Genomic DNA, 12,181 nt, shown 5'->3' with positions numbered 1-12,181 from the left:
GGGTGCCCGGGCCGCCGTGTGGGTCCGCCGTGCCGCCCGTCACGACGGCACCTTCTGCCAGCTGCTCTCGTTCGCCGCGCTGGACTCGACGGCGTCCAGGACACGCTGCACCTGGAGTCCCTCGGCGAAGGAGGGACTGATCGGGGTGCCGGTGCCGATGGCGGTGACCAGGTCCCGCACCTCGTGGACGAACGAGTGCTCGTACCCCAACATGTGCCCGGGCGGCCACCACGCCGACAGGTACGGATGCTCCGGCTCGGTGACCAGCACGCGGCGGAAGCCCGCGCTGGTCGCAGGCTCCCGGCCGTCGTAGTAGGACAGCTCGTTGAGCGCCTCCAGGTCGAACGCGACGCTGCCGTCGGAGCCGTTGACCTCGATGCGCAGGGCGTTCTTCCGGCCGGTGGCGAACCGGGTGGCCTCGAACGTGCCGATGGCGCCGCCGCCGAACCGCGCGGTGAACAGGGCGGCGTCGTCGACCGTGACCTCGCCGGTGCCGTGGCCGCCGGTGGCGGACAGGCCCGAGGACCGTTCCGGCAGCGGCCGCTGCTTGACGAAGGTCTCGCACAACCCGGACACGCCGACGATCTGGTCGCCGAGCAGATATTGAGCGAGATCGACGATGTGGGCACCGATGTCGCCCAGCGCGCCGGAGCCGGCCTTGTCCCGCTGCAGGCGCCAGCTCAGCGGCGCCTGCGGGTCGACGATCCAGTCCTGCAGGTACTGGGCCCGGACCTGCCGGACGGTGCCGAGCCTGCCCTCGGCGATCCACTGCCGGGCCAGGGTGGTGGCCGGCAGCCGGCGGTAGTTGAAGCCCACCATGGCCACCTGGCCGCGGGCGGCCGCTGCGTCGGCGGCGGCGACCATGGCCTCCGCCTCGGCCACGCTGTTGGCCAGCGGCTTCTCGCACAGCACGTGCTTGCCGGCCTCCAACGCCGCGATGGCGATCTCGGCGTGCAGGTTGCCGGGTGTGCAGACGTCGACCAGGTCGATGTCGTCCCGGGTGACCAGCTCCCGCCAGTCCGTCGCCGTCCCGGCCCAACCGAGCCGCCGTGCCGCGGCGGCCACCGCGTCGGCGTCCCGGCCGGCGATCACCGCCATCTCGGGATCCATGGGCAGGTCGAACACGCGCGGCGCGGTCCGCCAGCCCACCGAGTGCGCGGCGCCCATGAACGCATACCCGACCATGCCCACACGCAGCCGTGGGGCGGTCGCTTCCGACATCGTGGTCCTCCAGGAGGTGGGATCGGCAGTCACGGGGTGGGTCCCGTCCGGCGCAGCGGCTCGGAACTCGAGCCGCGCGCCGGACGGGACGCGGGGATCAGGACTCGAACGCCGACTTCAGGTAGGTGTCCACGTTGGCCTTGGTGACCACGGCCGAGTACAGGGTCAGCGACTTGGGCACCTCCTGCTCCTTCAGGTCCGCCATGCCCTTGCCCAGCACCAGCAGCCGGGCCAGCAGGACGCCGGAGGCCGCCTGCGTGGACGGGTAGATGACGGTGGCCTTGAGGACGGAGTTGTCGGCCTTGATGTCGCGCATGACGTTGGCCGACCCGGCACCGCCGACCATGATGAACTCCTTGCGGCCGGCGTTCTGGATGGCCGCGAGCACGCCGACGCCCTGGTCGTCGTCGTGGTTCCAGAGCGCGTCCAGCTGCGGGGCGGCCTGGAGCAGGTTGGTGGTGACCTCCTCGCCGGAGTCCGCGGTGAACTCGGCCGACACCTGGTTCGACACCTTGAAACCGAAGGTGGCCAGGGCGTCCGAGAAGCCCTTCGACCGGTCCTGTGTCAGCGGCAGGCTGGCGATGCCCTGCACCTCGGCGATCTTCGGGTTGCTGACGCCCTTGTCCTTGAGGGCCTGCCCGATGTACCGGCCGGCCGAAACGCCCATGCCGTAGTTGTCGCCGCCGATGTACGTCCGGTAGCTCAGCGGCGAGGAGAACACCCGGTCCACGTTGACGACGACGATGCCGGCGTCCGTGGCCTTCTGGGCGACGTCGGTCATCTGCGCGCCGTCGAACGGCAGCAGCACGATGGCGTCAACCTTCTGGTTGATGAAGGTCTCGACCTGGGAGATCTGCTGGTTCACGTCGTTGGTGCCCTCGACGATGCTGACCTGCAGGTCCTTCATGCTGCTGCTGACCTTCTTCACGTTGTCCGTGATAGCGGCCATCCAGCCGTGGTCGGCGGCCGGCGCCGAGAAACCGATCTTGACCATCTTGCCCTCCGGATTGCTGGCTGAACTGGTGAGTGCGCTGGATTCGACGGCGGAGGTGACCGCCGAGCTGGAGCTGGAACCGGATGCAGCCGTGGTGGCGCCGCTGCTGCTGGCGCTGCTCGACGAGCTGCTGTCGGCCGCCGGGGTGTTCGACGTGCAGGCGGCGAGGATGGCGGACGTGGCGGCGGCGAGGCCGCCGACCAGGAACGTACGGCGTCCCAGGCTGTGGACGAGGTCCGGTCCGGGGTCACCGTTGACTTCGGGGGGCATGTGGTCTCCCTGTCGGTGGATGCGGGTCGCCGGGCCGCTGGTCGGTGGCGAGGTGGGTGCGGGCGGTGCGGCCGGGGGAGCGGTGCTCTCCCGGTGGGTGAGGCGGATGGGGCGGACGTACCGGCGGCGTCGCGGCGGACCGCGACCCGGACGGCGTGCGGGGACGGCTGTTCCGGGGCGGCGGCACGGAGCGGCGCCCGTCCGGACACCGCCCCGGCCGCCGTCAGCGTCGGAGCTCGGTGCGGGCGGCCCGTTGCTGCAGCAGGACGGCGATGACGATGATCGCCCCGCGGGCGATGGCCTGGGTGGAGGTGTCGAGGTTGTTGAGCGTGAAGACGTTGTTCAGCACGGAGAAGATCAGGACGCCGATGATGGTGCCGACGATGGTGCCCCGACCGCCGGTGAGCAGGGTGCCGCCGATGACGACCGCGGCGATGGAGTCCAGCTCGTACCCCAGGCCGAGGTTCGACGACCCGGAGTTGGTCCGGGCGGAGATCAGCACCGCCGCGATGCCGCAGCACAGGCCCATCAGCACGTACAGCAGCATGGTGTGGCGGCGGACGTCGATACCGGCCAGGCGCGCGGCCTCCGGGTTGCCGCCGACCGCGTAGGTGCGCCGGCCGAAGGTGGTGCGGTTCAGCGCGATCCAGCCGACGGCGGCCACCAGCACGAAGACGATGACCTGGGTCGGGATGCCCAGGACGCTGCCGGTGAAGAAGTCCCGGTAGCCGGTGTCCCGGATGACCTGCGTCTTCTTCTGCGAGATGACCTCGGCCAGACCCTTGGCGGCGGCCATGGTGGCCAGCGTCATGATGAACGGCACGATCGGTCCGTAGGCGATGAAGATCCCGTTCACCAGGCCGGATCCCATCCCGACCAGCACCGCCACCAGGACGATGAGCCACCACGTCGACTTGCCGGCCATCTCCTGGGTCGCGACCGTCGTCGACCACACCGTGCACAGGGCGACGAGCGAGCCGACCGAGAGGTCGATGCCGCCACCGATGATCACGAACGTCATGCCGATCGACAGCACGCCGGTGACCACCGCCAGGGTCAGCACGGTGCGCAGGTTCGACCCGGTGGCGAAGCGGTCGCCGGCCGTGACCATGCCGATGACGACGAGCACCACGAGTGCGATGACCAGCCCGACGTGCCGGCCGACCGGGCTGGACAGGAACGACCGGCGCGCCCCCTGCCGGGGTTCCGGTGGGGAGCCGATGCCGCCGGCCGCCACCTCCTCGGCGGTGACCGTGGCGGTGTCGCCCCTGCCGGGCGGGGTGGGTGTGATACTCACGCTGCCTGTCCTCTCATCACCAGGTCCAGCACGCCCTGCTCGTCGATGCCGGCGGCGTCCCCGGAGTACACGACTCGTCCTTCGGTCATCACCAGTACGCGGTCGGACAGCCCGAGCACCTCTTCGATCTCGCTCGAGACGACCACCACGGCCAACCCCGAATCGGCCAGCGACCGGATGACGGAGTAGATCTCGGCCCGCGCGCCGACGTCCACGCCGCGGGTGGGCTCGTCCAGCAGCAGCACCCGGCAGCCCTTGAGCAGCCAGCGCGCCAGCACGACCTTCTGCTGGTTGCCGCCGGACAGCGTCCGGACGACGCGGTCCACGTCGTCCGGACGGACCTCCAGCTCCCTGGTGCGCTCCTGGGCGGCCGCGCGCTCGGCTCCGCGCCGCAGGAACCCGCCCACCGCGAACCGGCGCATCGAGGACACCGAGACGTTCTGGTACACCGGCTCCATCAGCAGCAGGCCCTGGGCCTTGCGCTCCTCCGGGCAGAGCCCGATGCCCGCGGCCACGGCCGCGTTCACCGACCGGTGCACCGGCTTGCCGTCCACCGTCACGGTTCCCGCGTCGGCGCGGCGGGCTCCGTAGACCGTCTCCAGCACCTCGCTGCGGCCGGCACCGACCAGCCCGGCGAGACCGACGATCTCACCGGCCCGGACTCGGAATCCGATGTCGGCGAACTCGCCGCGGCGGGTGAGGCCGTCGACCGTGAGCACGTCCGCCGCGTCGGACGGCACGCCGGGCCGCTCGGGGAACACGTAGGTGATGGACCGACCGGTCATCAGCTCGATCAGGTCGCGGGTCGGCGTGTCGGCGGGCAGGTTGGTGCCGACCGTGCGGCCGTCCTTGAGGACGGTGATCCGGTCGCCGATCCGCCGGATCTCGTCCAGCCGGTGGGAGATGTAGACCACCGCGACGCCGTCCCGCCGGAGCTCGCCGACCAGCCGGAACAGGTTCTCGACGCCGTCCGGGTCCAGCACCGCCGACGGCTCGTCCATGATGATCAGCTGCACGTCGTGGGACAGCGCCCTGGCCATCGAGACGATCTGCTTCTGCGCGGCCGACAGGGTCCGCACCTCGTCGGACGGGCGGATCTCGGGGTGGCCCAGCCGGTTCAAGAGCTCCCGGGTGCGCCGGCGCATCGACTGGCGCTGCGAGAACCCGCCCGTGCTGAGCTCGTGCCCCAGGAAGATGTTCTCGGCCACCGACAGCCCGTCGACCAGGTCGAGCTCCTGGTAGATGGTGGCGATGCCGTGGCGGACCGCGGCCAGCGGCGTGGCCAGCACGACGGGTTCGCCCTGCCAGCGGATCTCGCCCTCGTCGGGGCGGTGCGCCCCGGCCAGCACCTTGATCAGCGTGGACTTGCCGGCGCCGTTCTGGCCCAGCAGGCAGTGCACCTCGCCGGCCCGCACCTCGAGGTCGACACCGTCCAGCGCGCGGACGCCCGGGAACACCTTGACGATGCCGCGCATGTCCAGCAGCGGTCGGAGCGACTGCTCTCCGGCCGGCGCCGTGCTCGGCTCCGGCCCGCCGGTCGCGGTGTCGACCGGCGACTGCTTCCGCAGTTGCGGCCCGCCGGCTGTGCGCCCGGCCGGCTCGCCGGCTGTGCCGTCGCGGGGTTCCACGGGATGGCTCACTCCTGCTCCTGGGTGCCGAAGGCGAGATCACTGGCCAGGACCGCGGCACCGACGACGCCGGTGCGGGGTCCGAGCTCGGACATGACGATGGGCATGTTGCCGGTGGCCAGCGACAGCGACCGGCGGTAGACGACGCTGCGGATCTCCGCCAGCAGCACATGGCCGAGACCGGCCAGTCCGCCGCCGATCACTATCATCGACGGGTTGAGGAAGCTGACCAGACCGGCCAGCACCGACCCGACGCGACGGCCCCCCGAACGGACCAGGTTCAGGCACGCCGGATCCCCGTCGACCGCGCCGGCAGCGACGTCCTCGGCCGTCAGTTCCGGTCGGTGCGGCAGCCGCTCGGCCAGGAACGACGACTTCCCCGAGCGGGCGAGGGCCGTGGCGTCCCGGGCGAGCGCGGTCCCGCCGAAGAGCGACTCCAGGCACCCGACGTTGCCGCAGGCGCACACCGGGCCGCGGTCGTCCACCCACATGTGCCCGATGTCGCCCGCGCACCCGTCGGTCCCGCGGTAGACGTCGCCGTCGAGGAAGATGCCGCACCCGATGCCGGATCCCAGCTTGAGGAACAGGTAGTCGTCGACGGACCGGGCCACGCCGCCGTAGCGCTCGCCGACAGCCATGATGTTGACGTCGTTGTCGACGACGACGGGACACCCGTGCTCGCGGGCGAGTGCGTCGCGGACCGGGAAGCGGTCCCAGCCCGGCATGATCGGCGGCGAGACCGGGATCCCGTCCCGGAAGCTGACCGGGCCGGGCAGCCCGATGCCCACCGCGGTCAACTGCTCGAAGGCGCCGTCCACCTGCAGCTTGGCCAGGATCTCGTTCACCCGGTGCAGGGTCCGGCGCGGGCCGAGGCGGACGTCCGCCGGTTCGCTCACGGCGGCGACGGGGTGCAGCGAGCCGTCGGTGACCTCGAGGTCGATCGACGAGACACCGATGTCGACGGCGGCGAAGCGGATGTCGGGGTGCAGTTCGATGAGCGTCGACCGCCGACCGCCGCGGGACGACGCGAACCCGGCTTCCCGGACCAGGTTGGACCTGACCAGTTGGTCCAGCTCGGCCAGCACCCGTCCGCGGTTCATGCCCAGGACGTCGGCGAGCTCGGCGCGGGACCGGGGACCCTGGTCCCGCAGGTGCGCGAGCAACCGATGACGATGACCGGCGGGCATCGCATCGAGCATCGGCGCTCCTCGGGGACTGTGGACCGGCTGTGGTCCTGGAGGGACGGTAGCGGCCGGCTTTCGCAGACACAAGACGAAAGTTTCGTTTCTTGTCGACGGAAGACCGATCGACAACGGACGCGGCAGGCCGCCCAGCCCACCGCCGCTCAACGCGTTGACCTGCAACAATGATCATGAGTGTGGCCCGAGTCACGAACCGGTAACGATCGGGGCTCGGTTCTGGTCTGCCGGCACCTTCACTCTCTAGCGTGCGAAAGGCCAGGCGATCCGGACGTCCCGAGCGTCGGCTCGACGCGATCACGGTGCCGCGTCACCCGGATCCGCACCCCTGGCGGGACAGTGCGGCGTCGTCTCGCCGAGGCGACGACTCCCCAACTCCTCCCTGGAGCGCTCCATGTGCCAGTCCTGCAGCATCATGCCCACGCCTGCCCAGGCCACCCAGCTGAACAGGAGGCGGATGCTGGGCGTCGGCGCCGCGGTCGGCCTGGCCGGCGCCGCCGCGCTCACCGTCGGCAGCGGCTCGGCCGCCGCGGCGGCTCCGGCCGCCACCGGCGCGCAGGCTGCGGGCCGCCCGGCCGCGCACTGCCACCGCCGGGTGCCGACCGACAACATCAGCATCCAGCTGTACACCCTGCGGGACCTGCTGGCGAAGGACCTGGACGGAACCCTGGCCGGCCTGGCGAAGATCGGGTTCAAGAAGGTCGAGAACGCCGGCTACCAGGGCCTGACCGCCAAGCAGTTCCGCGCGGCCCTAGACCGGCACGGGTTGCGGTCGACGTCCGGGCACAACGCCTCGATCACCGCGCCGTTCGACGCGTCGGCGTTCGCCCAGGTGCTGCACGACGCGCGCGTCGTCGGGCAGAGCTACATCGACCAGTCCGTCGTGGGCGTCACCGGTTTCACCGCCGACGGGGTGCAGTACCTGCAGACCAAGGCCGAATGGCAGCAGCTGTGCGAGGCGCTGAACCGGGCCGGCCAGGCGGCGCACCGCGCCGGCCTGAAGTTCGGCCTGCACAACCACTTCTGGGAGTTCCTGCCGCTCAAGGACACGCCCCTGGTCGGTTCGGACATCTTGATTGCCGAGCTGGACCCGCGGTACGTGCACTTCGAGGTCGACATCTTCTGGGCGCACTACGGGCACCACGATCCTGCCCAGCTGGTCACCTTCCTGCAGAACCGGCTGCCGCAGTTCCATGTCAAGGACATGAGGTTGCTCAACGGCGAGCCGGCCCCGTCCTCGCTGCTGCAGACCTTCACCTGGACCGACCCGGGCAAGGGCATCATCGACTTCGCGCGCGTCTTCGCGGCCAAGACGGCCAGCCCCACGGTGACCGAGTACATCATCGAGCGCGACGACGCCGGCGCCGCCGCCCTGACCACCGCCAAGGTCGGGTTCGACTTCCTCAAGAACATCCGTTTCTGACCGGAGCGGAACCGCGACGCGGCCCGGCGGGCGAGGGGCCGCCGGGCCGTGTCGCTGCACGCCGGTCGGTGCCGCTCGGTGCCGCCCGGTGTGCCGCTCCGTCCCACCGGCCACGGCGCCGGCTCGCGTGCAGCGGGCCGGCGCCGTCGGCGTGCCGGGACGGGGCGTCGGGCTCGACCCGGCCTCCGGCGCCGCGCCGCCCTGTAGCTTGCTCTGTCGAAGGGTCTCGGCGAGGTGGGTGCCGCAGCGGCAGGTGTCGGAGGAGGTGCACCTCGATGGTCTCCCAACCGGTCACGATCTACGAGGTCGCCGAGCGGGCGCAGGTCAGCATCTCGACCGTGTCCAACGTCCTGAACAAGCCGGACAAGGTCAGTGCCGCGACGCGCGCACGCGTGCTGGCCGCGGCCGACGCGCTCGGATTCGTCCCCAAGGCGCAGGCCGTGAGCCTGGCACGCAAGGGCACGGGGCGCATCGGCGTCATGGCGCCCTTCACCTCCTACGGTTCGTACCTGCGACGGCTGTCCGGCCTGCTCGAGGCCGCCGCCGACAGCGGGTTGGACGTCCTGGTCTTCGACCACGAGTCGGCTGCCGTGGCGACGTCCCCGGAGCTGGCCAGCATGCCGATCCACGGCCGGTTGGACGGATTGATCGTCATGGGCCTGGAGATCGAGGAGGGGATCGCCCGGCGCCTGCACAAGCGGGGGCTGGCCACGGTGGCCGTCGACGCCGACAGCGACGTGTTCAGCCGGGTTCTCATCGACGACGTGGACGGCGGACGGCTGGCCGCCCGGCACCTGGTGGAGCGAGGCCACACCCGCCTGGGATACCTGCTGGAGCGGCAGGTGTCCGACTACGAGTCCCAGGCGGTCAAGCGGCTCACCGGGTTCCTCGAGATCGCCGACCGCGCGGGCCTGCCGCAGGTCCAGGTCGAGATCTGTGACAGCTCCATCGCTGCCGCCCGCGCGGCCGCCGGCGCGTTCCTCGACGGCGACACCCGCCCGACGGCGATCATGGCGCACCACGACACCCTGGCGGTGGGCGTCCTGCTGGCCGCCCGCGATCGCGGTCTGAGGGTTCCGGAGGACGTCGCCGTCATGGGCTTCGACGACGGCGACGTGGCGGCAGCCGCGGACCTGACGACGGTGCGGCAACCGTTCGAGGAGTCCGGGGCGGCCGCGCTCCGGATCCTCCGCGGGCAGCTCGACGGCGGCTCGCTGCGGTCGACGACGATGTTGGACGTGCAGCTCGTGCGGCGCTCGACCACCTGACACCGCCTGTCCGGGATGGCCTTTGCTCGTGCGGTCCGTCGATAAAAGTGCTTCGACAAAACCCCTTGACACGTGCCTCCGCCGCCCGGTTGACTGGATCGGCCGGCACCGGGGACGGACGTCGGCGCGACCGCGGACCCGCCGGGACCGTCACCGTCGCGAGCACCGCCCGCGCACCTGTGCCTGCCGTCCGAGGAGGGACGAGACCGTGGTCCTGGACGACGAAGTCCGCGCCTTCCTCGACGACAAGCCCGACTCGGGCCACCCGGACCGGACCGTGGCGCAGCGCAGGACCGCGATCCGGTCCGCCGGCGACGAGCTGTTCCGCCGCCACGGACGGGCCGGTGAGGACGTCCACTCCGTCGCCGACGTCGCGGTCCCGACCGGGACCGTTCCGCTGCGGGTCCGGGTGTACCGACCGTCGTCCGCCACCGGGCTCCCGGTGCACGTCTTCCTCCATGGCGGCGGGTTCTGGCTCGGCTCGGTCGACGAACCGGTCAACGACGCGCTGTGCCGCACCCGCGCTCGGGCCGCCGACTGCGTGGTAGTGGCGGTCGACTACCGCCTGGCGCCCGAGCACCCGTTCCCGACAGCGGTCGAGGACTGCTACGCAGGACTGCTGTGGGCGGTGGAGCACGCGCACGAGTGGGGTGGCGACCCGGAACGGTCGACCATCGGCGGGGTCTCGGCCGGCGCGAACCTGGCCGCCGCCGTCGTGCTGGCCTGCCGGGACCGCGGCGGCCCCACCGTCGACCTGCAGCTGCTCGAGGTGCCCGTGCTGGACCTGTCCCTGCAGACCATGCGCACGTCGGGGGTCGGTGACGACTTCGGCATCACCGTGGCCGAGATGCAGTGGTGTGCGGAGCTCTACCTCGCCGGCCCGGCGGAAGCGCTGCAGCCGTTGGCGTCGCCGCTGCTGGCCGGGGATCTGACCGGCCTCCCGCCGGCGCACATCATGACGGCCGAGCACGACCCGCTCCGCCTCGACGGCCACCGGTACGCGGCGAGGTTGCGCGAGGCCGGCGTCGAGGTGACCGCGACCGAGTACCCCGGCGCGGTCCACGGGTCCCTGGCCTTGACCGGCCGGTGGCCACCGGCCCGGCGGTGGCAGCAGGACGCCGCCGACGCCCTCCGTCGCGCCTGCCACCGGTGAGCCGCCGGATGGCACCGGCCGACCGCCCCGGACCGCGATGACCGCACCAGAACCGTCGCACCACCACCCGGACCGGAGCCGCCGTCGGGCGGCGGCCGGTGTTCTCGCCAAAGGAGGCGTCCCGATGTTCCCAGCAGTGCCGCTCTTCTCGCGCCGCGGCCGACGAGGTGCCGCAGTGACGGCCGTGCTCCTGGGCGGCGTGCTGGCCGCCTCGGCGTGCAGCCCGCCGGGCGGGTCCTCGGCCACATCCTCCAGCACCGCGTCGACCGAGGCATCCAGCTCGGCCGGGGCCGGGACCGGCACGGCCTCCGGGTCCGGCACGGCGTCGGGGACCGGCACGGCCTCCGGGTCCGGCACGGCCTCGGGGTCCGGCACGGTGTCCGGGTCGGCCGGCACGTCCTCGGGCGGGGGATCGTCCTCGGCGGCCGCGACCCCGGGTTGCGGGTCGGACCCGGTGGAGATGACCGGCTACTTCGAGACCGGGTTCCCGCTGCCCAAGGCGCTCACCGACGAGTTCACCAAGCAGTTCCCGAACGTCACGTGGAAGATCCGCGAGGACCAGTTCGCGGTCATCACGCAGAACGCGCCGCGGGTCCTCGCGGACGACCCGCCGGACCTGATGCGCCTCCCGCAGATGTCCGAGCTGGTCAAGGACGGGCTGCTCAAGAACCTGGACAGCTACGCCACCGCCTACGGCTGGGACAAGTGGCCCGCCTCGCAGCTGGAGCAGCTGCGGGTGGACGACAAGGGCCAGCGCGGCACCGGGCCGCTGTACGCGATGGGCCTGAACTTCAGCCTGACCGGCATCTTCTACAACAAGAAGCTTGCCCAGCAGGTCGGGATGACGGCCGAGCCGACCACGCTCGCCGAGCTCGACGCCGTGCTCGCCAAGGCCAAGCAGGCCGGGGTCACCCCGATCGCGCAGTTCAACGGCGGCGCGACGGGCGGCCTGGCCTTCCCGCTGCAGAACCTGATGGCCGCCTACGGACCGGCGGCACCGATCAACGACTGGATCTTCCAGAAGTCCGGCGCCACCATCGACACGCCGACCAACGTGCAGGCCGCCCAGCACCTGCAGCAGTGGATCAAGAGCGGCTACTTCGCGCCGGACGTCAACTCGTTCGACTACGCCGCGATGATGAGCCGCTTCATCGGCGGACAGAGCCTGTTCATCTTCGACGGTGACTGGGAGTCGGGCAATCTCGACAAGCAGATGGCCGGCAACGCCGGGTTCTTCCTCATGCCGCCGGCCCAGGCGGGCGGCAAGCAGGCCGCGATGTCCGCGCCGCTGACCTTCGGCATCGCCGCGACGGCCAAGCACGCCGACTGTGCGGCGTTCTTCCTGAACTGGGTGGCGACCAACCAGAAGGCCCGGGAGATCGACGTGACCGTCGGGGGTTCCCACCCGATGGGACCGGCCGACGCCTACATGCCGCCGGCGAAGCAGGGCACCGTCACGGCGACGACCTTGGCCGCCGGCGCCAAGATCGGTCAGGACAACGGAGCGATGGACTTCATCGCCAACGCCACCGGTTCGATCTACGCCAAGAGCTGGACCCCCGAGCTGCAGAAGCTGGTGGCCGGTCAGGAGAGCGCCGAGAACATGCTCAAGAAGGTGCAGAGCGACTACGAGAGCCAAATCGGGGGCTGACCGGCCATGGCAAGCCCGTTGACCCGTCCGGCAGCCGCTGCCTCCTCGACCGCCACGGGCGAGCCACCGACCGTCGC

9 protein-coding genes are annotated in these 12,181 nt (G+C 71.5%); 4 read left to right on the top strand and 5 right to left on the bottom strand.

The genetic code is table 11. The annotated features are described in order from the left end of the window. Positions 1-39 precede the first annotated feature (39 nt). The 5 genes from IEY37_RS04990 to IEY37_RS04970 all read right to left on the bottom strand — a co-directional run bounded on the left by IEY37_RS04990 (position 40) and on the right by IEY37_RS04970 (position 6,609). Positions 40-1,221, bottom strand: coding sequence for a Gfo/Idh/MocA family protein (locus IEY37_RS04990; RefSeq protein WP_229673892.1), 1,182 nt, complete (start codon positions 1,219-1,221; stop codon positions 40-42). Positions 1,222-1,318: 97 nt separating this feature from the next. Beyond that, positions 1,319-2,485: a substrate-binding domain-containing protein gene (locus IEY37_RS04985; RefSeq protein ID WP_188940413.1), complete on the bottom strand. Its 1,167-nt coding sequence runs from the start codon at positions 2,483-2,485 to the stop codon at positions 1,319-1,321. Positions 2,486-2,708: 223 nt separating this feature from the next. After that, positions 2,709-3,776, bottom strand: coding sequence for an ABC transporter permease (locus IEY37_RS04980; RefSeq protein WP_373298264.1), 1,068 nt, complete (start codon positions 3,774-3,776; stop codon positions 2,709-2,711). A 2-nt stretch (positions 3,777-3,778) separates the two neighbouring features. After that, complete coding sequence (locus IEY37_RS04975) at positions 3,779-5,257, bottom strand: sugar ABC transporter ATP-binding protein (RefSeq protein ID WP_188940823.1); 1,479 nt, start codon at positions 5,255-5,257, stop codon at positions 3,779-3,781. A gap of 161 nt (positions 5,258-5,418) precedes the next feature. Continuing rightward, on the bottom strand, positions 5,419-6,609 hold the full coding sequence (locus IEY37_RS04970) for an ROK family transcriptional regulator (RefSeq protein WP_229673886.1): 1,191 nt from the start codon (positions 6,607-6,609) through the stop codon (positions 5,419-5,421). Between the two features lie 415 nt (positions 6,610-7,024). Between IEY37_RS04970 and IEY37_RS04965 the strand changes: the two genes are divergently transcribed. The 4 genes from IEY37_RS04965 to IEY37_RS04950 all read left to right on the top strand — a co-directional run bounded on the left by IEY37_RS04965 (position 7,025) and on the right by IEY37_RS04950 (position 12,104). Continuing rightward, the gene (locus IEY37_RS04965; RefSeq protein WP_229673884.1) at positions 7,025-8,032 is read left to right on the top strand and encodes a sugar phosphate isomerase/epimerase family protein; all 1,008 of its coding nucleotides are present in this window, start codon (positions 7,025-7,027) and stop codon (positions 8,030-8,032) included. Positions 8,033-8,307: 275 nt separating this feature from the next. Then, the gene (locus IEY37_RS04960) at positions 8,308-9,300 is read left to right on the top strand and encodes a LacI family DNA-binding transcriptional regulator (protein WP_188940412.1); all 993 of its coding nucleotides are present in this window, start codon (positions 8,308-8,310) and stop codon (positions 9,298-9,300) included. 208 nt (positions 9,301-9,508) lie between these two features. Then, a complete protein-coding gene (locus IEY37_RS04955; protein ID WP_188940411.1) occupies positions 9,509-10,453 on the top strand; it encodes an alpha/beta hydrolase in 945 nt (314 codons plus the stop codon). Positions 10,454-10,913: 460 nt separating this feature from the next. Continuing rightward, positions 10,914-12,104 (top strand): ABC transporter substrate-binding protein, encoded by a 1,191-nt coding sequence (locus IEY37_RS04950; RefSeq protein WP_188940820.1) that lies wholly within the window; start codon positions 10,914-10,916, stop codon positions 12,102-12,104. Positions 12,105-12,181: the final 77 nt, after the last annotated feature.

Origin of the sequence: Nakamurella endophytica, from assembly GCF_014646215.1 — a bacterium.
GTDB lineage: Bacteria > Actinomycetota > Actinomycetes > Mycobacteriales > Nakamurellaceae > Nakamurella > Nakamurella endophytica.
The sequence above is the reverse complement of the archived record's forward strand: the minus strand, read 5'-3'. Positions and strand labels throughout refer to the sequence as shown.

Bases quoted from the DNA above. Each gene is read 5' to 3' on its own strand.
- IEY37_RS04950 (WP_188940820.1), top strand. From the start codon at position 10,914: ATGACCGGCTACTTCGAGACCGGGTTCCCGCTGCCCAAGGCGCTCACC.
- IEY37_RS04990 (WP_229673892.1), bottom strand. From the start codon at position 1,221: ATGTCGGAAGCGACCGCCCCACGGCTGCGTGTGGGCATGGTCGGGTAT.
- IEY37_RS04960 (WP_188940412.1), top strand. From the start codon at position 8,308: ATGGTCTCCCAACCGGTCACGATCTACGAGGTCGCCGAGCGGGCGCAG.
- IEY37_RS04970 (WP_229673886.1), bottom strand. From the start codon at position 6,609: ATGCTCGATGCGATGCCCGCCGGTCATCGTCATCGGTTGCTCGCGCAC.
- IEY37_RS04985 (WP_188940413.1), bottom strand. From the start codon at position 2,485: ATGCCCCCCGAAGTCAACGGTGACCCCGGACCGGACCTCGTCCACAGC.
- IEY37_RS04975 (WP_188940823.1), bottom strand. From the start codon at position 5,257: ATGCGCGGCATCGTCAAGGTGTTCCCGGGCGTCCGCGCGCTGGACGGT.
- IEY37_RS04965 (WP_229673884.1), top strand. From the start codon at position 7,025: ATGCCCACGCCTGCCCAGGCCACCCAGCTGAACAGGAGGCGGATGCTG.